Source organism: Halapricum desulfuricans (assembly GCF_017094525.1).
Lineage (GTDB): Archaea > Halobacteriota > Halobacteria > Halobacteriales > Haloarculaceae > Halapricum > Halapricum desulfuricans.
In genome coordinates this window covers 2555969-2579055 of the sequence record NZ_CP064788.1, presented here as the reverse complement: position 1 = coordinate 2579055, position 23087 = coordinate 2555969, and the positions used below count along the sequence as shown (strand labels likewise).

23 protein-coding genes are annotated in these 23087 nt (G+C 66.0%); 11 read left to right on the top strand and 12 right to left on the bottom strand.

Features of this window, described 5'->3' with window-relative positions; translation table 11 throughout:
- Window positions 1–10: 10 nt before the first annotated feature.
- From rimI to HSR122_RS13155, 3 genes are all read right to left on the bottom strand, one after another.
- The gene (gene rimI, locus HSR122_RS13165; protein ID WP_229110263.1) at window positions 11–523 is read right to left on the bottom strand and encodes a ribosomal protein S18-alanine N-acetyltransferase; all 513 of its coding nucleotides are present in this window, start codon (window positions 521–523) and stop codon (window positions 11–13) included.
- Between the two features lie 198 nt (window positions 524–721).
- Window positions 722–1546: an RIO1 family regulatory kinase/ATPase domain-containing protein gene (locus HSR122_RS13160; protein ID WP_229110262.1), complete on the bottom strand. Its 825-nt coding sequence runs from the start codon at window positions 1544–1546 to the stop codon at window positions 722–724.
- Between the two features lie 55 nt (window positions 1547–1601).
- On the bottom strand, window positions 1602–2126 hold the full coding sequence (locus HSR122_RS13155; RefSeq protein WP_229110261.1) for a GNAT family N-acetyltransferase: 525 nt from the start codon (window positions 2124–2126) through the stop codon (window positions 1602–1604).
- 106 nt (window positions 2127–2232) lie between these two features.
- Between HSR122_RS13155 and HSR122_RS13150 the strand changes: the two genes are divergently transcribed.
- The 3 genes from HSR122_RS13150 (at window position 2233) to HSR122_RS13140 (ending at window position 3828) form a co-directional block, all read left to right on the top strand.
- Window positions 2233–2676, top strand: a complete 444-nt coding sequence (locus HSR122_RS13150; RefSeq protein ID WP_229110260.1) for a redoxin family protein — start codon at window positions 2233–2235, stop codon at window positions 2674–2676.
- A 60-nt stretch (window positions 2677–2736) separates the two neighbouring features.
- Entirely contained in the window at window positions 2737–3456 is a 720-nt protein-coding gene (locus HSR122_RS13145) for a diphthine--ammonia ligase (RefSeq protein ID WP_229110259.1), read from the top strand.
- Window positions 3457–3561: 105 nt separating this feature from the next.
- On the top strand, window positions 3562–3828 hold the full coding sequence (locus HSR122_RS13140; RefSeq protein WP_229110258.1) for a thioredoxin family protein: 267 nt from the start codon (window positions 3562–3564) through the stop codon (window positions 3826–3828).
- A gap of 12 nt (window positions 3829–3840) precedes the next feature.
- Here the strand turns inward: HSR122_RS13140 and HSR122_RS13135 are convergent, their stop codons facing one another.
- Complete coding sequence (locus HSR122_RS13135) at window positions 3841–5922, bottom strand: DEAD/DEAH box helicase (protein WP_229110257.1); 2082 nt, start codon at window positions 5920–5922, stop codon at window positions 3841–3843.
- 92 nt (window positions 5923–6014) lie between these two features.
- Between HSR122_RS13135 and HSR122_RS13130 the strand changes: the two genes are divergently transcribed.
- A complete protein-coding gene (locus HSR122_RS13130; protein WP_229110256.1) occupies window positions 6015–7337 on the top strand; it encodes an ATP-binding protein in 1323 nt (440 codons plus the stop codon).
- Window positions 7338–7489: 152 nt separating this feature from the next.
- Complete coding sequence (locus tag HSR122_RS13125) at window positions 7490–9199, top strand: radical SAM protein (RefSeq protein ID WP_229110255.1); 1710 nt, start codon at window positions 7490–7492, stop codon at window positions 9197–9199.
- A 58-nt stretch (window positions 9200–9257) separates the two neighbouring features.
- Here the strand turns inward: HSR122_RS13125 and HSR122_RS13120 are convergent, their stop codons facing one another.
- Window positions 9258–9614, bottom strand: coding sequence for an OB-fold nucleic acid binding domain-containing protein (locus HSR122_RS13120; protein ID WP_229110254.1), 357 nt, complete (start codon window positions 9612–9614; stop codon window positions 9258–9260).
- A 357-nt stretch (window positions 9615–9971) separates the two neighbouring features.
- On the opposite strand from HSR122_RS13120, the gene HSR122_RS13115 reads away from it, so the two are divergent.
- Window positions 9972–10625: an ArsR family transcriptional regulator gene (locus HSR122_RS13115; RefSeq protein ID WP_229110253.1), complete on the top strand. Its 654-nt coding sequence runs from the start codon at window positions 9972–9974 to the stop codon at window positions 10623–10625.
- A gap of 10 nt (window positions 10626–10635) precedes the next feature.
- Here the strand turns inward: HSR122_RS13115 and HSR122_RS13110 are convergent, their stop codons facing one another.
- Window positions 10636–11133, bottom strand: coding sequence for a hypothetical protein (locus tag HSR122_RS13110; protein WP_229110252.1), 498 nt, complete (start codon window positions 11131–11133; stop codon window positions 10636–10638).
- A 119-nt stretch (window positions 11134–11252) separates the two neighbouring features.
- Here HSR122_RS13110 and gatD point away from each other — a divergent pair, with 119 nt between their 5' ends.
- Entirely contained in the window at window positions 11253–12497 is a 1245-nt protein-coding gene (gene gatD / locus HSR122_RS13105) for a Glu-tRNA(Gln) amidotransferase subunit GatD (RefSeq protein WP_229110251.1), read from the top strand.
- A 46-nt stretch (window positions 12498–12543) separates the two neighbouring features.
- Here gatD and hpt read toward each other — a convergent pair whose 3' ends face one another.
- From hpt to HSR122_RS13090, 3 genes are all read right to left on the bottom strand, one after another.
- Window positions 12544–13113, bottom strand: coding sequence for a hypoxanthine/guanine phosphoribosyltransferase (gene hpt / locus HSR122_RS13100; protein WP_229110250.1), 570 nt, complete (start codon window positions 13111–13113; stop codon window positions 12544–12546).
- Window positions 13114–13175: 62 nt separating this feature from the next.
- On the bottom strand, window positions 13176–14198 hold the full coding sequence (locus tag HSR122_RS13095) for an amidohydrolase family protein (RefSeq protein WP_229110249.1): 1023 nt from the start codon (window positions 14196–14198) through the stop codon (window positions 13176–13178).
- 32 nt (window positions 14199–14230) lie between these two features.
- The gene (locus tag HSR122_RS13090) at window positions 14231–15454 is read right to left on the bottom strand and encodes an HD domain-containing protein (RefSeq protein WP_229110248.1); all 1224 of its coding nucleotides are present in this window, start codon (window positions 15452–15454) and stop codon (window positions 14231–14233) included.
- A gap of 385 nt (window positions 15455–15839) precedes the next feature.
- Here HSR122_RS13090 and HSR122_RS13085 point away from each other — a divergent pair, with 385 nt between their 5' ends.
- The 3 genes from HSR122_RS13085 (at window position 15840) to HSR122_RS13075 (ending at window position 17613) form a co-directional block, all read left to right on the top strand.
- Window positions 15840–16208, top strand: coding sequence for a toxin-antitoxin system TumE family protein (locus HSR122_RS13085; RefSeq protein ID WP_229110247.1), 369 nt, complete (start codon window positions 15840–15842; stop codon window positions 16206–16208).
- Window positions 16209–16227: 19 nt separating this feature from the next.
- Window positions 16228–16647: an HVO_A0114 family putative DNA-binding protein gene (locus HSR122_RS13080; protein ID WP_394355573.1), complete on the top strand. Its 420-nt coding sequence runs from the start codon at window positions 16228–16230 to the stop codon at window positions 16645–16647.
- Between the two features lie 444 nt (window positions 16648–17091).
- Complete coding sequence (locus tag HSR122_RS13075; RefSeq protein ID WP_229110245.1) at window positions 17092–17613, top strand: hypothetical protein; 522 nt, start codon at window positions 17092–17094, stop codon at window positions 17611–17613.
- Between the two features lie 21 nt (window positions 17614–17634).
- Here the strand turns inward: HSR122_RS13075 and HSR122_RS13070 are convergent, their stop codons facing one another.
- Window positions 17635–18057, bottom strand: a complete 423-nt coding sequence (locus HSR122_RS13070; protein ID WP_229110244.1) for a PaaI family thioesterase — start codon at window positions 18055–18057, stop codon at window positions 17635–17637.
- A 139-nt stretch (window positions 18058–18196) separates the two neighbouring features.
- Window positions 18197–20005 (bottom strand): ArnT family glycosyltransferase, encoded by a 1809-nt coding sequence (locus HSR122_RS13065; RefSeq protein WP_229110243.1) that lies wholly within the window; start codon window positions 20003–20005, stop codon window positions 18197–18199.
- A gap of 101 nt (window positions 20006–20106) precedes the next feature.
- Between HSR122_RS13065 and HSR122_RS13060 the strand changes: the two genes are divergently transcribed.
- A complete protein-coding gene (locus HSR122_RS13060; protein WP_229110242.1) occupies window positions 20107–20871 on the top strand; it encodes an aldo/keto reductase in 765 nt (254 codons plus the stop codon).
- 33 nt (window positions 20872–20904) lie between these two features.
- Here HSR122_RS13060 and rqcH read toward each other — a convergent pair whose 3' ends face one another.
- Entirely contained in the window at window positions 20905–23019 is a 2115-nt protein-coding gene (rqcH, locus tag HSR122_RS13055; RefSeq protein WP_229110241.1) for a ribosome rescue protein RqcH, read from the bottom strand.
- Window positions 23020–23087 lie beyond the last annotated feature (68 nt).

Here is a 23087-nt window from a genome sequence, read left to right as displayed (position 1 = left end):
AGGCTAAAGACTAACGAACGGTGTGCTCCGGTGGCCCCTTCCGGACGAGCACGAGCGCGTTCTCGCCGTCATCGTAGTAGTTGGGGACCGTCCGCAGGTGTCGGAATCCAAAGCGCTCGTACAGCGACCGGGCGCGTTTGTTGTTGACCCGGACCTCGAGCTTTACCGAACTGACGTCGAGACCGTCGAGGACGGCGAGCGCCCGTCCGAGCAACAGCGTGCCGACCCCCTCTCCGCGTCTGTCGGGGTGGACCGCCAGATCCTTGACGTGGCCGAGCGGCTGACCGTGATTCGGGACCGTATCGGCGACGATATAGCCGACGATCCCCGACTGGCCGGGTTCGTCCGGCCCGCCGACCTCCGCGACGAGAAACGCCGGCGAGGAGAGGAACTGCTCGAACGCCGAGTAGGGCCACGGCTGTGGAAACGACGCCTGCTCGATCCGGAAGACCGCGAGCAAGTCCGCACGCACGGCCCGCCGGACGGTCGGGCTCGCCGCGTCGGTCGGAGCCGTCGTCGTCACGATTTGGAATTACTATTCCCGCGTGTTTATGTCTAACGACCGTGAAAACTGGAGAATTTCAGCCACAAAGTTCTTCAACATCGCCCCCCAACCGTCGCGTGCACCCAGTTTTGGGTGCCACCCCAACACCCCCACCCCCACCCCCACCCTATTCCCCCTCTTTCCGCTTCTCGTGGACACGAGAACTGCGTTCGCGTGTTACTCCGATCGACTGCGTGTGCTGTCCTGAGCCACGGCCTTCTCGAGTTCGCCGTGCACGGCGCGAGCGTCGAAGCGATGGTCGGGTCGGATGCTGACGAAATCGAGAAAGTCACCGGCGGCCAGCAGCGTCTCCTCGTCACAGACGGTCGCCGCCGCGGCGACGGCGTCGCTCGCCCCGATGAGCGGTTCCAGCACCGCCAGCGCACACGCGATGTCGTAGGCACGGGCGTCGTGGATTCGGCGCTCGTCGACGGCCGCCGCGTCGATGAAATACAGTTCGTCTCGCGAGAGGAGGACGTTCTCCGCCCGGAGATCGCCGTGGGCGAACCCGGCCTCGTGCATCGCCGTCAGCCACTCGAACAGCGACGCCGCGTGGGTGCGAACGTCCTCGACGGGAGCGGCGTCCAGCGTCGTAAAGTCGGGGAGATACTCCATGACGACCACGCCCAGTCCGTCGTGTTCGAACGCCTCGACCGGCCGGGGGACGTTGATCCCGAGGTCGTGCATCTTCCGTGCCGCGACCAGTTCGTGATCGGCCATCTCCGCCGGCGTCGAGAAGTGCTCGAAAAACCCCTCGGAGCCGCTCGAGAACGCCCCGAGGTTCCGGCCAGTGGTCAACAGCGCGTGCACCAGCGAGTGCTGGCGGGAGACGACCTTCACGAAGTACTGGTCGTCGAGCACGAACGGCATCGACAGCCAGTTGTCCGCGTCCAGCACTTCGATACGGTCGACCGACTGTCCGTGGCGCTCTGCGACCGCCCGCGCGACCGATTCCAGTCGCTCGCGGTCGATCTGTCCACGCAACAGCCGGCGAAAGGCCATACGTGGTCTGGGCGTTCGAGCCCATTAGCAGTTGCGTCAGCGCGGCGCGCCGCGATCACGCCTCGAATTCCTCGGCCAGCAGCCCGTACCGGAGCACGTCGAGGCGCTCACCGCGCACGTACGCCTGCTCGCGCATGACGCCCTCCCGCCGGAACCCGATCTTTTCGAGGACGCGCTGGGAGGCGGGGTTGGTCTCGAAGACTCTCGCCGCGACCTTGTGCAGACGGCGGTCCTCGAACCCGTATCGGACCAGCCGGCGGGCCGCGTCGGTGGCGTAGCCGTTGCCCTGGGCCTCGGGGTCGATCATGTAGCCCAGTTCTGCCACGCCCCACGTCTCGTTGAACCGGTTGAGGCCCATCGTTCCGACGCGCTCGCCGTCAGCACAGACGAGCAGGTCCACGCTGTCGCCGTCGGTGTCTTCGATCCACTCGCGCTCGTCGGCCTCGGTCAGCGGCTCGACGCTCGTCAGCGACGGCCAGACATCGGGGTGGTTGATGAGTCGCTGGAGGAACTGGACGTCGTCTTCGCCCTGCGGGTGCAGCGTCACGCTCTCGCCGCGGAGGAACACGGGACCGGGCATGTCTCGACAGTCGGACGGGGCTGTCTTCAGGATTTCCCGACCCTGTCCCGTGGTACCGGACACCGATATCCCACACGCTTTTTCGGCTTCCTCCCGAGGGGACGGTATGCTCGAAGCAGGCGATCCGGCCCCGGATTTCTACCTTCCGGCGGCCGACGACCCCGGCGCGGAGTACATGCTCTCGGCCGCCGCCGACGCCGGGCCGGTCGTGGTGGCGTTCGTCTCCGACGTGGAGTCGACGGCTCGGCCGCTCCTGAAGCGTCTCGCGGGCGTCGAGTGGGCGCAGGTCGTCGATCGGCTCAGCGTCTTCGGGATCGGAACCGACGAGGACGCGCTCGCTCGACTCGCCGAGGGAGTGCCGTTCCCGGTGCTCTACGACCGCGGCGGCTACGTCACCGATCTGTACGGAGTCGATCAAACCAGTCGATCCGACCAGGCGGTCGTCGTCGCGGATTCGCGATGTGTGATCCGTTTCGCGTGGGACGGAGCCGACGCCGCCGAGCTGCCGCTCGAGGCGGTCCAGTCGGCGGTCGCCGAGGCGACTGAATAGTTCGATCCGCCCGCGTCGCCGGACCGGGGGAGATATACGCGACGGCTCGCTACAGGGGGTATGTCCGACGGCGCGTGGGTGAGTCTCTTCTCGGGCGGGAAAGACTCCGCGTGGGCGCTGTATCGTGCCCTGCAGGCGGGCCACCCCGTCGAGCGGCTGGTGACCGTCCATCCGGCGGGGGATTCGTACATGTACCACGTTCCGGCCACGGAACTGGCCGAACTGGCCGCCGAGAGTATCGGTATCGAGTTGCTGGCCGTCGAGCCCGACGACTTCGCAGCCGAAGGGGCCGTCGATGCCGGCCAGCAGGGCGACGCCGAACTCCGGCCGCTGGAAGCGGCGCTCGAAGCGCTGGACGAACGCCTCGACGGTGGCATCGCCGGCGTCACCGCTGGTGCCGTCGAGAGCGAGTACCAGACCAGCCGGATCCGGGCGATGTGCGACCGGCTTGGGGCCGAGCTGTTCGCGCCGCTCTGGCAGGAAGATCCGGTCGAACTGGCGGAATCCATGCTGGATGCGGGGTTCGAGATTCGGATCGTTCAGGTCGCTGCCTACGGCCTCGACGAGTCGTGGCTCGGTCGCCGGCTCGACGCCGACGCGCTGGCCCAGCTGCGCGCGCTCAACGACGAGTACGGCGTCCACGTCCTCGGCGAGGGCGGGGAGTTCGAGACGCTCGTGACCGACGGCCCGCACATGGATCGGCGGATCGAACTCGACTACGAGACCGAGTGGGACGGAACGCGCGGGTCGATCCGAGTCGAGGACGCCCGGCTGGCTTGATCCGCGAGTGTTCGACCACGGAGAACTCGTCGACGCGAAATCCAGGCGAGACACCCCGAGTATGAAAACGCTTATCCGAATACCTCGGCAACTACTGGCAGGCATATGACGATCACGCTCATGGATTTCATGGCTGACTGGTGTGGGCCCTGCAAGACTCAGGAGCCGATTCTCGAGGATATAGAGGAGGACTATCCCGATGTCGAGTTCGAGCGGATCGACGTCGACGAACGACAGGACGTCGCCAACGAATACCAGGTTCGATCCCTGCCGACGCTCATCGTCGAAAACGACGACGGCGTCGTCGAACGCTTCATCGGTGTCACGCAAGCCGAGGACATCGAAGACGCGCTCGAAAAAGCAGGCGCGTAGACGCCCTTGAATTCACAGTTCCTCTTCGCGCAACTGTAATTCCGCGACGATCCCGTAGGGGTCAGCCCCCTTGCGGATCTGATCGAGGATCAGGAACGCTTCCGTCGGCGAGAGGAAGTGCCGACAGACCGCTCGACCCAGGTCCGTGGGTTCGAGTCCGTCGATAAACTCGTACTCCAGCAGTTTGCCGATCGCGTGCTTGGTCGGGATCTCGCCGAGCATCCGGGCGTTGAGTCGCTTTGCCTCCGGCCCCGCCACGACGAGGTTCGCGAGCGTCTCCTCGACGGCCGCGTTCTCGTCGTAGCGCGTCATCACCGATTCCATCTCGCCTTTCAGCAGTTTGAACGCCACCTCGTCCTCGGTCATCTCCTGGCTGTTGTGGTAACTGCCGTCTGGTTCGACGAGCACGTAAACCGTCCCCTTGTCGTGGTAATCCGGCCGGCCGGCGCGGCCGAGCATCTGGTGGAACTCCTGGACGGTCAGCCACTCGATGCCCATCGCCAGCGAATCGAAGATGACCTGCGAGGCCGGGAAATCGACCCCGGCTGCGAGCGCGGCCGTGGTCACGACCGCCGCCAGCTCCTGGTCGGCGAACTGCCGTTCGACGCGCTTGCGCCGCTTGTTGTCCAGCCCGGCGTGATACGGTGCCGAGGAGTACTGTAGTTTCCGGGAAATCTCGTGACACCGCCGCCGGGAGTTCGTGAAGACGATCGTCTGTCCCCGGTACCCCTTCGAGGACTTGGTGTCGAACGCGCGCCTGACGAGTTTGTCCTCCAGGTCGACCTTCTCGTAGGCGTCGGCGAAGGTGACGTGGCGCTCGATCGGAACCGGGCGTTCCTCGAACTCGATGAGCTGGGCACCCAGGTTCTCGGCCAGTTCGGAGGTGTTGCCGACCGTCGCCGACAGGTAGATCCACTGGGTGTCCCCGGCGTCGTGGGCACCCGGACGGCCGTCGTGGCGCTGGGCGACGGTCCGGTCGACCTCACAGTAATACTTCAGTCGCGAGATGAGCCCGTCCAACCGGTGGCCGCGCTCGCCTTCCCCGAGGGTGTGGACCTCGTCGATGACGACCGTTCCGATCGTCCCCAGGTCCTTGCCGGTCCGCAGCGCGTGGTCGATCCCCTCGTAGGTGCCGACGATCACGTCCGCGCCCGGATCGAACCGGTTGTCGTCGCCGCCGATCCGGCTCGAGCCGACCCGCAACGTCACGTCGACGATGTCGCCGTACTCCTCCTGAAAGTCGTTGTACTTCTGATTGGCCAGCGCCACCAGCGGGACGAGAAACAGCATCTTTCCCTTGCCATTGAGGACGCGGTCGATCCCGGCCATCTCGCCGATCAGCGTCTTCCCAGTCGCAGTCGCCGAGACGACGAGTTGATCCTGCCCTTGCGTCGCGCCGTTTTCCACAGCGAGACTCTGGACCGGCAGCAAGGTATCGAATCGGTCTTCGAGCTTGTTCTGGATCCCCGGGTGGAGAGAAAGCGAGTCGGTCGGAACGGGGTCGACCTCGTCGACTGTCGCGGAGATCTCGTCGAACTTCGTGAGCTCGGGATCGAGATCGCCCGCCAGCAGGTTCGTGATCCGATCGAGGTCCTGCACGTCCAGCAGCAGTTCTTCGAGCCGGTCGCGAGCGCTGCCGGTCACGTCGCCGTGATAGGCCAGTTCGCGCTCTAGTTCCTCGATCGCGCAGTCCGGGCAGATGTACTCGTCGTCGGCCTCGATGGCCGTCTCGCTCGTGATCGGCGAATACTCGCCGGCGGAGGCGCAGTACCGGCAGGTGCGGACGACTTTCGCCTCCAGTTGGTAGGCGTCGAGCATCTCCGTGAGACGGGCGCGGCCGCGTTCGGAGGTCTGCTCGGAGATCCGGATGCGGGTCGCCTGGCGGGCGAGTTCGACGAACTGGTCGGGACTGGTCGGCTCCTCGCTCGACCCCTTTTTGACCCGTAGCCGTGCCGGACGCGGACCGGCGCTGGTCTCTTTGAGTTCGAGAATCCCATCGAGCACGCGCTGACCGTCGCGCTGGACAGCGACTCGGACGTTCTCACCCTGCTCGTGGAGGAACAGCGTGTCCACCTGGGCGACCTGCTGTGACACGACAGTCGATAGGAGCGTGGGCTATTTCAGCGGTTCGGAGTCCGATCGCACTTCGGACGGCTTATTATTCTCCCGAAGCAACGTATCGAGGAATGAGCAACGCGGCACGTGACGTCATCGAGTTTATACTGACAGCGACGATCTACACCGACAACCGCGATCTGGAGCCGGACGATCTGCCGCCGGCCTACCGGGCAGTCTTCTGGAGCGACGGGACCATCGAGCGCCCGCTCGTTGCGACCGTCGAGACCGCGCGCGAGGCGACGGGCGTCGAGCGCCCCTGGGACGCGATCTCGGGGTTGATGTTCACCGACCACGACGACTTCGACGGGTCGCTGACCGTCACCGAGCGGGAGATGGCCGAGGAGTGGTTCCTCGACCGGATCGAGGCCGAGGCGGTTCTGGGCAATCCTGTCCTCGCCGCCGAGTACGGCGGCGAGTTCGACGTCTCCCACGAGCGTGCCCGGGAACACAACCGTCCGGTCAGGGCCGATCGCGTCTGGATCGACTCGATGCTCGAGGAGTACTTCGACGAGGAAGACGAGGAGGAGATGCTCGATCTCGTCGACGTGCGAGCCCCCGAGGAGGTCGAGATGCGACTGGACGATCTGGTGCTCACGTCCGATCAGGAAGACGAGATCAGCAAGCTCGTCAAGGCGATCGAGCACCGCGATTACCTGGCACAGATCGGGCTCCGGGAGATCGGGAAACTCCTCTTTGTCGGCCCGCCGGGAACCGGCAAGACCAGCGTCGCGCGGGCGCTCGCACACGACCTGGATCTCCCCTTCGTCGAAGTGAAACTCTCGATGATTACCAGCCAGTACCTGGGCGAGACAGCCAAAAACGTCGAGAAGGTCTTCGAGGTCGCCAAGCGCCTGTCGCCGTGTATCCTCTTCATGGACGAGTTCGACTTCGTCGCCAAGACCCGTGCCAGCGACGAACACGCCGCGATCAAACGCGCCGTCAACACCCTGCTGAAGTCGATCGACGAGGTCAGCCTGATCGACGACGACGTCCTGCTGATCGGCGCGACGAACCACCCCGACCAGTTAGACGCCGCGGCGTGGCGACGCTTCGACGAGATCGTCAACTTCCCCAAGCCCGACCGGGGCATGCGCGCGGACATCCTCCGGGTCGTCACCCGCGAGATGGAGATCGTCGATTTCGATCCCGAGACGCTCGCTGAGATGACCGAGGGACTGACTGGCAGCGACCTCCGGCTCGTGTTGCGCGAGGCCGTTCTCGACGCCCTGACCGAGGAACGGACGACGCTCACCCAGCAGGATCTGGAGGACGCGATCGCCAACTTCGAGGAGCGGGACAACCTGAAGAACCTCGATATGATCGAGGGCGACCACGACGCGCTCGTCGCGGGCGGCACGCCCGGCGGCGAGGGCCACGATCACGAGCACTGATCGACGAGCGTGAATCCGCGAGAGATCGAGCGATAGTGACCGTTGTGACGATTCACCGGCACGACCGTACTACATCGTGCAGTCGATCCCGAACAGACCTGTAACGGGCACTATGAGACACCGTTTTCATCGTCGAGCCCGAACCGCAGGTAATGACTGATCCCGCTGCGCTCGAGGTGACCATCGTCGACGGCTACGTCGACGAGCCCGCCCATTTCGGCGTGCCGCCATACATCTCTACCTACCCGCGGTACGTCGCCGGCGCGCTGGTCGACGCCGGCGTCCCTCGCGAGCGAATCACCTACCACACCATCGACGCGTTACGCGAGGAGAACAGCCGCTGGGGGGCGGTCGCCGACGCCGACCTGACCGTCTACGTCGGCGGGATGACCGTCCCCGGCAACTACGTCGGCGGGACGCCCGCCGAGCCGGACGAGGTCCGGAAGATCGCCTGGACGGCCGAGGGCACGTCGATCATGGGCGGTCCGATCAGGTTCGGCGTCGGCGAGGAGAACGTCGGCGCGAGCGAGACCAGCCGCGAGGATCTCGATTTCGATTTCGTCGCCGGCGCGGACGTCGAGGCCGCGGTCTTCGATCTCGTCGAGAACGGACTGGAGGGGTTCGAACCCCGCTATCGCAGCGTCCCCGAGGAGACCAGATGGGCGCAACAGGGGGCTTTCATCGTCGAACAGCATCCCAACCACCCCGATTATCTGCTCGCCGAACTGGAGACCTCTCGTGGCTGTCCATACCGGTGTTCGTTCTGTACCGAGCCGCTGTACGGCGACCCCGACTTCCGGCCGCCCGAGAGCGTCGTCGATGAGGTCGATGCCCTCTCCGAGCACGGCGTCGGACACTTCCGGCTCGGCCGGCAGGCCGACATCCTGGCCTACGGCGGCGACGGCGAGAAACCGAATCCCGACGCGCTCCGGTCGCTCTATCGGGGCATTCGCGAAGTCGCCCCGGATCTGGAGACGCTGCATCTGGACAACATGAACCCGATTACGATCGTCAAGTGGCCGGAAAAGGCCCGCGAGGGGATCCGGATCATCGCCGAGCACAACACGCCCGGGGACACGGCGGCGTTCGGACTCGAGTCCGCGGACCCGCAGGTCCAGAGCGACAACAACCTCAACGTCACCGCCGAGGAGTGTCTGGAGGCCGTCCGGATCGTCAACGAGGAAGCGGGGTGGCGACCTGGTGAAGACGCCGACGACGCGCCTACCTTCGGTGCGGAGGCCGCGCCGCGCCTGCCGAAGCTGTTGCCGGGCATCAACCTCGTCCACGGGCTCAAGGGCGAACGCGAGGAGACCTTCGAGCACAACAAGCGGTTCCTCCGGCGCGTCTACGACGAGGGGCTGTTGCTCCGGCGGGTCAACATCCGACAGGTCATGGCCTTCGAGGGGACGGAGATGGCCGACACCGGCGCCGAGATCGCCGCCGATCACAAGCAGCTGTTCAAACAGTACAAGCGGGAGGTCCGCGAGGAGATCGACAACCCGATGTTACAGCGTCTCGCGCCGCCGGGGACGGTCCTCGAGGACGTGCACCTCGAATACCACCAGGACGGCAAGACCTTCGGTCGGCAACTGGGCACCTATCCCCTGCTGGTCGCGGTTCCCGGCGAGCGCCAGCTCGGCGCGACAATCGACGTCGCGGTGACCGACCACGGCTACCGCTCGGTGACTGGCGTGCCGCACCCGCTGGACGTGAACTCGGCGTCGATGGACGAACTCCAGGCGCTGCCGGGGTTAGGTCGTCAGCGCGCCGGCAACATTGTCGTCGATCGCCCCTATGACAGCGTCGAAGAGATCACGGCCGGCGACCTCTCGAAGTTCGCGGTCGCACGGCGAGCCGAGTGATCGCAACGGATCTGATCGGCCTGTATCGAGCCATCGGAAACGCCGTGACGCGCCAGGCCTACGCTGCAGTGATGTTTTTGCCCTGGATGAAGACGTCCGCGCCTTCGTCCAGCGGACTCTGCACGACGGAGCCTTCGACGGTGACACAGTCCCCTTCCTCGATGTCCTCTGCAGCGGCCATCACGAACGCTGTGCCGGTCCCATCGTCGATGTTGAACGCCCCGTCTTCCGACGCGTTCGTGACTTCGCCCGTGAGCGACACTTCTCCGTCGCCGGTTTCGACGTCTTCGATTTTCGTGTCCCCCGGACCACACGTGTCCGAACTGCCCCCACCGAGCGCAGAGCAGCCCGCAAACGCGGAGAGGACGACCAGTGCTGCGACGATTCCAATCGTTCGTTTCGTCTGGAGTCGCATCTCCACCCGGCGCTTTTCCCGGTTTGATATATGAATATTCGCCTCGACAGATGCTTGGGACCAATCCACGTCATACTGCCGGCTGTACGTTCGTAAAGATATTCGCCACCCTGGGGTGGCGAATTCCTTCAGTTTGTTACAGCCGGCAGTATCAGCCATCCGCAGGGAGACGATGATTGTCAACGCGACTCCGAGTGCCGTGCAGTACAGCGAAATCGCCCATCCGAAGTACGGCTCCGGCACGTCCAGCGGTACCGACCCGACGACCGCTAGCCGGTCTCTCTCTGCACAGCGAGAGAATCCAGCCGGCGGACTTTGGAGAAAGGCTTTTATAGAAGAACTAGTTACATCAGGTGAATGGACTCCGCCGAACTGCTCGATCTCCTCGGGAACGCGAACCGGCGGCGCATCCTCAGACTGCTCGCGCGCAAACCGTGCTACGTGACGGAGATCAGCGAATACATCGGGGTCAGTCCGAAAGCAGTCATCGATCACCTCCGAAAGCTCGAATCGGCCGGACTCATCGAAAGTCGCGTCGACGAGCAGCGCCGCAAGTACTTCTATATCCCACAGGGATTTCGGCTCGAAGTGTCCGTCTCGCCGTACGAGTACGGGGCCAAGAGCGCGTACCCGGCGAGCTCGGGGCTCGATCTGGATTCCTGTCAGCACCTGTCGGTCGATATCGAGCCCAACGACGGGGGAGACCTGGACGAACTCGTGACCGATCTGCGCGAACTCGAACGGTTGCGAAACGAGCTGTCACTCGCCCAGCGGTGGGTTCAGGGTCGCCTGACGGACGTCATGGAGGAACTCGGCGAGCGGATCGACGGCGGCGACGACAGGCTGGTCGTCGAAATATTGCTCGCGCTGACCGACGGGGCGGCGACGCCACGACGGTTGAGCCGTCAGGTCGATGCACCGCCGGGACTTGTCGTCGAGATACTGAGAGTCCTTGAGACACAGACCGTCGTCGAACGCGACGGCGATCGGTGGCGACTCGTCGAGCGGTAGGCGTCGACCGCTATTCGATCTCGCGGGTCAGGCCCGCTCTGAGATCGCGACCGACGTAGTGGCCGAGGAGGCCGGCGACGCCGCTCGATCCGGCACCGAGCGCCACGAGCGGGACGCCCGGCCCGAACACCGCGATCGTGAAGTTGCTGAGCAGGACGGTCAGTGCGCCGGCCATCAGTGCCGCCGCACCGACTTCGAGATACCGGCGGGCATCGGACGCGAGCCCGATCGCACCACCGCCGAGGAAAACCCCGACCAGCCCGGTGAGGTTGTCGGGAACGAACGGGACGACCGCACTGACGACGAACGCCAGCCCGATCGTCAACACGAGCGCGAGCCCGAACGTCCTGATCGAGAAGACACTCCCGACGCGACGTCCGATGCGCCCTCGAATCCCGCCACTGGTGTCTGATTCGTCCGTGGTGTCCGCCTGTTCGTTCATGATCGCGTCGAGATCGACGTCACCGACCTCGTCGTCGCGGCTCAACTGGTCGGTACGCTCGGCCATACCGCTCGATAGGTGTGCCAGGTTGATATGGATTCGCTCTCCGCAGCGTCGTCACCCATCGGTCGGCGCGTCCGTCGCCAAGAGATGGTTTCAAGTCGGCGCGAGCGGTATCCCGATCCATGCAACCAGGCGACCGGGTTCACGTCGACCGCGGCGAGCAGTCCTTCGACGGGGTGTTGTTGCCGTCCTCGACTGACGAGCATCTCGCGATCAAACTCGACAGCGGCTACAACGTCGGCGTCGACCGCGACGCCGCCGACGTCGACGTTCACGAGGCGGACGTCTACGACATCGAGGACGCACAGGCCGACGAGGGCGAATCGGAGATCACCTTCGAGGAGGACCTGCCGACGGTAGCGCTGATCTCGACCGGCGGGACGATCGCCTCGACGGTCGATTACCGGACGGGTGCGGTGACCGCACAGTTCGACGCCGAGGACGTGCTGCGGGCGGTCCCCGAACTCGCCGGACTGGCCAACTACCGCGGGCGCGTCGTGGCGAACATCCTCTCAGAGAACATGACTCCCGACGTCTGGCAGGACCTCGCGGAGGCGATCTACGAGGAGATCGAGGCCGGCGCGGACGGCGTCGTCGTCATGCACGGCACCGACACGATGCAGTTCTCCGCGAGCGCGATGGCGTTCATGCTGGAGACGCCAGTCCCGATCGTCTTCACCGGTAGCCAGCGCTCGGCCGACCGCCCGTCTTCGGACAACGTGATGAACGCCGTCTGCTCGGTCGAGGCCGCCAAAAGCGACGCCGCGGAGGTCATGATCTGTATGCACGCCGACAGCTCCGACGAGGTCTGTGCGCTCCATCGCGGGACGCGTGCCCGCAAGAACCACACCTCTCGCAGGGACGCCTTCGAGACCGTCGGCGCGGAACCGCTCGGCGAGGTCGGCTACGAGGATCGGGAAGTGTCGTTGCGCCGCGAGTACCGCGAGCGCGGCGAGGCCGACCTCGAGTTGCGCGCCGATCTCGAAACCGAGGTCGAACTCGTGAAGTTCACGCCCGGGACCGACCCGGCCGTGCTCGAGGCCTACGACGACAAGGCCGGAATCGTTCTCGAGGGGACCGGCCTCGGCCACGTCAACACGGACTGGATCGAGCACGTCGACGACCTCACCGACGACGGGACACACGTCGTCATGACAAGTCAGTGTCTGGAAGGTCGGGTCTGCGATCGGGTCTACGACACGGGCCGCGATCTGCTCGACGCCGGCGTGATCGAGGGCGAAGACATGCTGCCCGGCACGGCGAAGGTCAAACTCATGTGGGCGCTCGTGAACGCCGCCGATGTTGAGGAGACGATGGGGACCGAGCTCGCCGGCGAGATCCAGGACCGGTCCGTCCCCTGGACGTAGAGGTTCCGCGACGAAACGTCCGCGAAAACCGGCGTTCCCGTACTTTCTAGCCGTCGCCCTGCGGGTCCTCGATGACGACTTCGCCGCCGACGACGTCGACGTTGATCAGCGTCTTGACGTCGTAGTCGGTGTCCTCGACCTTGTTCTCGCCGCCGACCTTCTTGATGACGGCGACGATGTCGACGATCTCGGCCCCGATCTCCTCGAGGGCACCGGTGATGCCGACGAGCGTCCCGCCGGTCGAGAGCACGTCGTCCAGCACGAGCACCTTGTCGCCCTCGTAGACGTCGTTGACGTACATCTCGTTCTCGGAGTAGCCGGTGGCCTGCTGAAGCGAGACCTCGCCCTCCAGCCCGTACTGGCGCTTGCGGATCACGACCAGGGGGATGTCGGTCATCAGCGAGACCGCAGTCGAGATGTGGATCCCCATCGCTGCAGGCGTGACGATCTTGTCGACGTCTTCCAGTTCCGCCTTACGGATGATCTTGATGACGATCTCGCGAAGCAGTTCCGGTTCGAGCATCGGGACGCCGTCGCTGATCGGGTGGACGAAGTACTGGTAGCCGTCCTTTTCGATGATCGGGGCGTCGAGCATCGACTGCCTGAGGCGGTCCATGCCGGCGCTACTCCCCCGGAGATTAAAAACTGCCCGTCACGCGCCGAGCGTGCGTGTGACTCTCATTCCGAAGCGAGGACGACCTCGCGCACGTCGTCGACACCCGCTCGCCGGACGACGGCCCGAACGACGTCCTGTGCGCCGGCGAGGTTGTCCGAGTCGCCGTCGAGCACGAGCAGACGGGCGTCCTTGCCCTCGGCGATTTCGCCGGTGTTCAGCCCGGCGATGTCGGCACCGGCCCAGGTCGCCATCCCGAGCACCTCGCGGGCGGAGACGTCCGCGAGCTTGCTTGCGAACTCCATCTCGCGGAACATCGAGGGGCTGTTGAGAAAGACGTTGTCGGTCCCCAGCGCGACGGTCGTCCGATCGAGCAACTCGCGGATCGGCGGGACGCCGACGCCGGTCACGAGATTCGAGCGCGGACAGACGACAACCGGGGTCGCCTCGTCGTCCAGGCGCTGGTAGTGCAGCGGCTCGGGGTGGACCATGTGCACGAGGAAGTCCGGATCGAGGTCCATCGCGGGGTTGATGTCTGCGCTGTCGCGTTCGCCGGCGTGGATCCCGAAGAGTTTGTCCGCTCGACGGGCGGCGTTCCGTTCGGCGTCGAAGTCGCCGTCCCGGGCCCCGCTCGCGCCGAACCCGTCGCTCGCGTGCATCGCGTCGACCGTCTCCCGGCCGAGGACGACACTCTCGATGGCCAGCCCCTCGAGCGCGTCCTCGAGCGTCTCGACGCCCTCGACGCCGCCCTCGCGGAACTCGATGAACGCGCCCGTTCCCGACTGTTCCATGAACTGCAGCGAGCGGGCCATCGCGTCGACTTTCTCATCCCGGGAGGCCTGTCGCAGCAGCCGGTGTTTCAGCCCGTCCGGCGGCGCGACGAGTTCGTCCAGCGACAGCCCCGCACCGGCCTCCTTGGCGATCGAATCGCCGATGTGCGTGTGGGCGTTGACAAAGGCCGGCAGCACGATCGCGTCGCTGTCGGTGGCGGCCTCCTCGACCGTCGTGATCTCCCCGTCCTCGATCACCACCCGGCCCTCGATCGGCTCGAACGCCCGGCCCGTGAGCATCGTCCCTTCGATTTCCATGCCCGGTCGTTGACGGTCGTGACGTTTGAACCCTACTGAAATTCGTCGAGGGTCGCGTGGATCCCCGGCCGAACGTCGCTGACCAGCGGCTCTTCGAGATCGAGTCCGAGCACCCGCACGGCGGCGTCGCCGACGCGTTCCCGAACGTCGGCCGGTGCGTACACGCCGAGCCGCCACTGGTCGCGCTGGGCGGCCTGCAACGCCTGCACCAGCGTCGACTGGTCTTCGAGCCGTCGCACCTGCCCGCCGACGATCACTCGACTCGAGGTTTCGGTCATCTCGGGTCGATCAGGTACGTCCAGAATGACGTGTTCGGGATCGACGGCCGCGTCCGCGGCGATCTCGTCTTCCAGGTCCCGGACCGTCCCGTGGGGCGCGTCCAGCAGTTCGTCGGGGACGGCGTCCATCTCGGCCCAGACTGCGCGCTTGTAGAGGTCGCGGTAGCTCAGCCGCTCGCCGTAGGTCGCGGTCGCGTCGTTCGAGCGCAGCGCGACCAGCAGGTCCTTGTCGTCCATCCGTCGGAGCCGATCGGGCGTGACGTCCGTCGCCGCGAGCAGGCGCTCGGTCCCGCGCCGGAGCATCCCTTTGGCGATCCGGGCGACGTGATGAGCGTAGACGACGGGGTTCATCAGCGCCCGGGCGAGCAGCAGGCTCTCGGCGGTCTGGACGTTGCCTTCCGCGAGCACGAGGTCGCCGTCGACGAACCGCAGTTCCCGGACGAGCCGCCCGTGGTCGATCGTCCCGTAGGGGACGCCGGTGTGGTGGGCGTCCCGCGCGAGGTAGTCCATCCGGTCGACGTCGAGTTCCCCCGAGACCAGTTGCCCGAGTTCCCCATCGCCGGCGACCATGTCCGCGACCCGGTCGGGATTGAGACCGTGCTCGGTGAGAATCCGGGCGACTCGGCCCGACCCGAGCAGGTCGTGGACCTCGTCGTGGTACTTGCCGGTGTGACGGTGGATCAACTCCTCGATGTTGTGGCTGTAGGGGCCGTGGCCGACGTCGTGCAACAGCGCGGCCGCCCGGACGCGTTCGGCCTGCTGGCCCTCGATACCGAGGTGATCGAGCGCGCGATTTGCGAGGTGGTAGACCCCCAGCGAGTGCTCGAATCGGGTGTGGTTCGCGGAGGGATAGACCAGCGTCACGGTCCCGAGTTGCTTGACGTGGCGGAGTCGCTGGACGGCCGCGCTGTCAAGCAGATCGCGGGCGACGCCCTCGACCTCGATGTAGTCGTGGACGCTGTCCTTGATCGTCTTCATTGGACGGGGATTGGGCGGCCTGTGACATGAAGGGTCGGCCTGCTCGAGTTTCTGGCTGATACTGCCGGCTGTAAGTTCGTAAAGATATTCGCCACCCCGGGGTGGCGAATTCCTTCAGTTTGTTACAGCCGGCAGTATGAGTGTCGCCAGTGGCAGGAACGAAATCGCAGTCCGGCTTCTCGAATACGAGCGACGGATTCAGCGCAAAGTAGTTCCCGGCGCGTTCGCATTACCCGAGAGTTGTCGAGCAATCGTATAGTTCTACTGGACGGTTTTCGTGCTGTGGAACCACTGGTTTCCCACGCTGGACACGCTACCCGGATCCCGACAATTGGTCTCCTGACCAATAGAACTATGCTATTGGCCGCACAACCAATAGACGAGGATGAGTCCCCTGCCGGAGGACGAGCTGGACGGGATCAGTCGGACCATGAAGTACGAGGACGGGACGCTCGTCCGCGTCTTCGTGATGCGGACGGACCGCGATGTATACTCCTCCGGGTGGGCGTACAACCTCCACTACGGGGCGACCGAACCGAACCCGCCGGCGACGCTCGAAGACGGGACGATCCGGCGGTACGACAACGCACACGAGGACACGAAAGGCCACGAACTCCATGCAGCCCCAGATCCCGAACCGGTCCAGATCGAGTTTCCCGGAATGGTCGATCTCTGGGATCGGTTCTGGCGCGAGATCCCCAAATCAGCGTTCGAGATCGCCGCCGACCCCCAGCGAGGTGACCCCCATGACTGACACGCCACCGTTGCATCCGATGGAACGCGAACAGCTCCAGCACGAATCGACGCTCGTCGTTACCGTCGGCCCCTCGTCGGCGTTTCATGACGGCGTCCAGGCGGCGATTCGAGGACTGCAGGCGGACGAAGACGTCGACTCCCCGCCGACGATCTCCTTCGAGAGTTACGACGACTTGCTGTCGACGTTCACGCCGCGGACGCTCGATCTGATCGAGGCGGTTCGGCGCGACCGACCGGCGAGCATCAACGAGGCGGCCCGCGTCGTCGATCGAGACGTCAAGAACGTCCACGAGGAACTCACGCGACTCGCGCGACTCGGTATCGTCTACTTCGTCGATGAGGCACAACGAAAGCGACCAGTCGTGTGGTTCGACGAACTCCGGATCGATCTGCCCTTCGAACGTGACGGTAGTGACGCCGCTGCGGCTCCGTCGTGAAGGTCTCGAACACTTTCATCCGCCTCCGGAGGCTAGCTCTGACCCAGCCGACATCGAGGCGTACTGCATCGAAAACCTCTCGAAACGCTGGTCACTCGTGCCGTGCTCACGCTCTGGCGCGTCGCCCCCGTGCAGAGTCCTACGAGCCACTGAACGCCGCGAGCAATCCACCGTCGCGAACTGGCGGTAGTTTCTAGAGCGCCGCAGCATCCAGCAGATTTCGGGCGACGCCCTCGACCTCGATGTAGTCGTGGACGCTGTCCTTGATCGTCCTCATCGACCGGGGGTTGGGCGGCATCGAACAAAGGTGGTCCGCCTATTCGGACGAGAGCCGCCGATCGACCCCGAGGTACTTCACAGAAAGACAGGCCGAGTGCCTCGCGGGCTCGACCCCGAGGCAGTTCACTGCAAACGTTAACTGTCTGCGAGTCGTCAGCCACGTATATGGACCGAGATCGCCGTGGCGATTCCGCCTCTGACGTGACCTCTTCGTCGGACGACCGGCCGACACCGCAGGTCAACGGTGCGTCTCCGTCTGCGCCTGCCGGCGTCACGGCGTATCTCGAGGACGTCGTCGCGGTGGTCGTTCCGGCCGAGCACCCGGCCGTCGCCCAGGCGCTGGCGACCGGTGCGCTCCAGCACCGCGACGGCCGACCCTCGCTTCCGGAGCACACGACGCCGAAAGACACGTTCGATCTCGTTCGGGACTTCGACGCGTTCGACCTCAGCGAGGTCACCGACTGGGCGAACCTGCCGAACACGGTGACAGTCGAGTCCCCGCTCGGGAGCGAACTCCTCGGGCAGTTCCGAAACGCGATCGACTGGGACGGCGAGCAGACCCTGCTGTACGACCGATACGGCGAGGCCTTCGAGACGCCGGACGCGCTCGACTCGTATCTCGCCACACACGGCCGTCTCTATCTCGTGTTGGCCGTCAGTTACCTGCTGTCCGATCCCTCCAAGTGAGCTGAGGGCGTGGCTTCCGGACTACTGTTGTGAGCCGCGCCAGACGTTGTCCGCCTCCGATCCGCCGGTCTTGTAGGCCCCGTGTGCAGTCGCGACGTGCGTCTCCGATTCGTCGAACAGTTCGACCTCCGCGACTGCAAGCGATCCGCCGTCCCGGAGGACGTCCGCCACCGCGTACACGTCGGTCGTCACCGGCGCGAGGTAATCGATCCGCATGTCGACCGTCGGCACGAGCTCGCCGGCCAGCGAGACGACCGCGGCGTCGGCGACGCTGTCTGCCAGCGCGAACGTCGCCCCGCCGTGGACGACCCCCGTCTCCGGGTTCGTGGTGTGGTCGTCCGTGACGTGCAGTCGCCCCTCGGCGTGCCCGTCCGCGGCCGCCGTCAGCTCGATCCCCAGCAGTCGCGCGAACGGCATCTCGTTGAACAGCTCGACCGGATCCATCGGTCGTCCCCACCGTCGGGACGGACAAAACCCTGTGCAGGGCGGCGGATATTGCTGGCATGCTGCCCGCGACCTGCTGTCCGTTCGTGACCACACGCAGTCATGCGGTCGACCCGGAGCAGACGTACAACGGTCACGATCATTCCGGTCGCGGGAGCGGCTCCTCACAGCTGCCGTTGTACGCGAGAATCGCGACGTACTGGTTTGCCCGCAGTTCCTGCTCGTCGGCGTACTGATCGGACTGGGGGTAGATCCCCAGCGGGAGGATCTCGGTGATCGACCCGGGCGTCGGTCGCTTGGGCACGAACGCCGGCGGTCGGTCCCCGAACTCGGCGACGATCTCGTAGCCGTAACTGCCGTTGAGCAGCGCCCGGACGTGCGCGGCCCGCGCCGCTGTGTTGTGCCGGACGTAGGAACTCCGGTGGTCGTCGGGAACCGATCGGAGATACAACAGATCCCGGTAGGACAGTTGCACGTACTCCGGGCAGGGCTCGAGTGACGCGCGGTCGTCTCCGGCGTAGGGGTACTGGGCGTCGATCCAGTGGGGCGTCGCGGACTCCTCGAACCCGCGCGTGTAGAACTCCATTGTCGCGTCACGCTCGACGTTGTCGTCCATCCACTCGACCGCCTCTGCCCGCGCCATCGAGCCGTATCCCGCCGAACCGACGGCGGCGTACGCGCCGGACGTGATCAGGAGGACGGCGACGACCGACCGGGCGACCCCGGGCCGGGACGCGTCCAGCCGCGAGAGTTCCGCGGCGAGGAAGACGACCAGCAGCGGCAGCGTCGCCAGGAGGTGATGCGGGCGGAAGTCGTGAAAGCCGGCCAGCAGGAACACGTGCAACCCGAGATACGCGAGCAGGATCGTCGAGCCGTCGGTCCAGCGATTCCGGAGGCGGACGAGCGCCGCGCCGAGCCCGAACACGCTCGCGAGGAACAGCGGGAGCCCGAAGGCGTTGACATACCCGCGGAGGAACCACCACCAGATCGGCGCGCTCGGCCCCTTCTCGACGGCGACTCGATACGCCGGGTGGCCGATGATACGCGAAAAGAACTCGACGAACCCGCCGACCAGCAGCGTCGGGAACCCCAGCAGGATGACGACCGCCCCGACGGCGGCCCCGTCGATCAGCAGGTCCCGGTCCGCGAACAGCCGCCGCCAGGAGTCGCCCTCGCGGTAGATCCGCAGGAGATGCGCGATGGCGATGGTGAACACGATCGGCGCGACGGTCAGCTTCAGCGTCATCGCGGCCGCGCCGACGGCGCTGGCCTCGAAAAACCGCCGGCGCTCGCCCGTCTCGACGTACCGGATCAGCAGGTACAGCGCCAGCAGCAGGGCGAACACCGACGGGATGTCCTCCCCGCCCTCGTGGGCGAGGGTGATCAGCCCCCAGGTGACCGCGAGGAAGGCCCCGGCGAGTCGGCCGGTCGTCCGATCGCGCAGGTACGTCCCGATCCGGTAGGTGAGATACACGACACCGGCGGCGAAAGCGACGTTCAGCAGGCGAACGGTAAGCAGGCTCGCCGTCCAGATCCACTCGGGGGTGGTGTGCCAGACCTCCCAGAAGCCGAACAGCTCCGACCCCTTCCCGGGCAAGCCGAGCGACGCGAGCGCGTCGAGATCGCCGAGGAGGGCGGCCGCGATCACGACCGGCAACAGCGCCAGCCCGTAGAGGTAGAACGTCGCCCCGAACGGTTCGCGCCCCCAGATGACTCCCTCCCGGAGCGCGCCGAGGCTCGGCTCGTCGATGATCCGGCCGTAGGCGACCAGCGGGTCGAGGACCCGGTCGCGCTCGTCCCAGGTGGCGAAGTTCGGGATCTCGTGCCAGACGTACAGCCCCGCCAGAAAGATCGTGACGGCCAGTATCGCCACGAGATACGGATCGGAACGCAGGTCGGCGACGAGCCGTCGCTTCGCGCGGCCGGCGGCCGAGCGCAACCCCAGCATTGGCCGACAGTCCGCCCAGCGAGCGCAAAAGGGTTGCTTTTCGTGACGGTCCCGGGACGCGACGCCGACACGCCTTACTGGCACGCTGCCGTGTCGTCGGTATGGACTTCCCGCAGGTCGGACTCGGGACGATGAGCATCGACGACCCGGCCGTGATCGAGACGGCCCTCGAGGTCGGCTATCGACACCTCGACACCGCACAGATCTACGAGAACGAGCGCGTCGTCGGCGAGGGGCTGGCCGACAGTCCCGTCCCCCGCGAGGACGTCACGCTGGCGACGAAGCTGTGGGTCGACTCGCTCGCGCCAGACGCAGTCGAGGCGGGGACCCGCGCCAGCCTCGACCGGCTCGGCGTCGACCGGGTCGAGTTGCTGTACGTCCACCGTCCGCGCGGCGGCTACGACCCGGAGGGGACGATGGCGGCACTCGAAGCCGTCCACGATGCGGGACTGGCCGACCGTCTCGCGGTGAGCAACTTCACGCCCGAGCAGTACGACCGCGCCGCCGAGGCCTGTTCGGTCCCGCTGGTCGCCAATCAGGTGGAGTTTCACCCGCTCTTTCAGGAGCCCGGCGTGCTCGAACAGGCTCGCGATCGGGGGTACACCGTCGTCGCGTACTCGCCGCTGGCCGGCGGGGAAGTGTTCGACGTGCCCGAGATTCGGGCCGTCGCGGAGAAACACGGCACCTCGCCCGCGGCCGTCTCGATCGCCTGGGTGCTGGCGCACGACGACGTCGTCACGATCCCCAAGGCGTCCGGCCGCGAGCACCTCGAGGCGAACCGCGCCGCGCGCGACCTGTCGCTCGATCCCGCGGATGTCGAACGGATCGACGGGATCGAACGCGAGGTCGAGCTGTTCCCGGAGTGATCGACGGCAGGGCGCGGACGCCGTTCGCCGCTATCACTCGACCATCCGACTGCCGCCCGGCGGCAGGAACTCCTGGATCAGGTCCGGGCTGGCGACCTTCCGGACGAAGGTCTCGTCGACGAACCGCTGCTTGAAATCGCGGTAGAGTCGCTTGGCGATGTCATTTTGAGCGTACTGACCCGGTTCGACCTCGATGGTCGTCTCGGCGCGGTCGGTGATGGCGCTGGGCGGCCCCCCGATCACGCGCGTCTCCGGTTCGCAGGCGATCCCGACCGCGACGCCGACCGGCGTGTCCTCGTAGTAGGTTCGGTCGCCCCGGATCGCGAAACTCCCCTTCTCGAGGTACTCGCCGCTCTCGGGGGTCTTGGTCACCTGATCGTGATCGACCTCGTAGACGTCGGCGGCGTACTTGCCCTCCTTCCAGACCGTCGAGTACGAGACCGCGAACTGGGCGGCCTCCTCGCGGCTGGTCTCGGGGATCTCGATGTCGTCGTCCGGGCTCTCGCTGGGCCCGGTCGCCTTCAGGATCGTCGCCGGCGCGCCGTGGGCCTGCGTGTGGAAGAACAGGTCCCCGCGATCAAGGTACTTCTTGACGAGTTCCTCGTTCTGGTCGGCGCTTCGGCCTCCGATCACCAGGAAGTCGTCGCTCGTGTGGAACCACCGGAACCGCTCGTACCACTGTTCGGTCTGGCGGATCGGGATCGACGAGCGCGCGAGCCAGTCGACGTCCTCGGCCTCCTCGGCGTCGGTTTCTTCCTCCTCATCCGTCGCCTCCCAGGCGTCGCGTTCGGCCTCGATCTCTTCGAGGCGTTCCCGGGTGTCCTCGATCGCCGCCTTGGCCCCCTCTTTCTTCCCCTCGATGCGCTTTGCCTCGGTGTAGAGCCGGTCGGCGTTCTTCTCGACGCCGTCCGCGACCTCGAGTTCGATCCGGGTGTCGTCCACGTCGACGGTCACCGTCCCCTCGCTGGCGTCGACGCCGACCACGGCCGTCGCGGCCTCGATGCCCCGCTCGGCACCGTCAGCGAGCGTCTCCTCGATGGCCTCCCACGATCGCCCCTCCTCGCGGGCGGCCCGGACCGTCGAGAGCACCTCGTCGACCAGGTCGTAGTTGGCGTACAGGAGTTCGGCCCTCTCGCGTTCGGCCTCGGCCTGTCGCTCGAAGTCCTCGATGGCCTGCTGTTGCTGGTCGATGATGCGTTTCTGTTTCTCGATCTCGGCCTCGAAGTCCGGGCGGCCGCGCTCTTCGCCGCCGTCGCGGTCGCTGTGGTCGGCGTCGACGTTCGTGAAGTAGTCGTCAAGCGCCTCGTTGAACGACTCGAAGGGCTCGCTCTCGCGGTCGGCGTACTCCGCGAGAGGGAACGGCGTCACGTCCACGCGGACCCGGTCGTCGCCGTCGCTCTCGTAGTAGACGCGGGCGTCCAGATCCCCCTCGCCGAGTCGCCGCGACAGCGACTCGATCTCTCGGTAGAGCGCCTCGAATTCCTCGTCGCCGGTCGCTTCGATGTCCTGATTGTATGGGACCCCGGCTCGCGAGCACAGCTCTTCGCCGTACAGCCCACCGAAGTTGAGCTGGGTCGCCAGCGTCCGGACGACGTCGCTGTCGGACTGTGCCATCCGCTCGCGGAACCGCTCGTAGTCGACGGTGAGCGGGTTGAACCGCGCCGAGGGAAACTCGTAGTGCGAGCCGGGCACGACCGTTCTGGACTTCAGTCGGACCGTCTCCAGACAGTCGACGACGTCGTCGTTCTCGTCGAGAACGGCCACGTTGCCGTCACCGAACAGCTCGGCGACGACCGTCGTTGAGTCGGCCTCGCGCTCGAATCGCAGCGTGAGGATGCGGTCGAACTCGAACTGCTCGACGGCCTCCAGCGTCGCCCCCGAGAGGCGATTGCGAAGCATCATCGCGAAGTTCGGCGGTCGCTCGGGCGCGTCCGGCACGTGCTCGGGGTCGGCGACGTGCGCGCGCTTGTTCTCGCCGACCTCGATCAGCAGCTCGGTCCGTCCGCGGTCGTAGTCGCTCATGCGAAACCGCAGCAGGTCCTCGTCGGGATAGAGATAGACCTTGTCGACGTGCGCGCCGCGATACTGGCCGAGCTCGCCGGCCAGCGCCGCGATGTCGACGCTCGTCAGTTCCCGCTTTTCGTCCATACCCGTATCTGTCGGGGCGAGCGGAAAGACGTGACGTTCGGCTCCGGGAACAGCTGGTTCCCGACCGA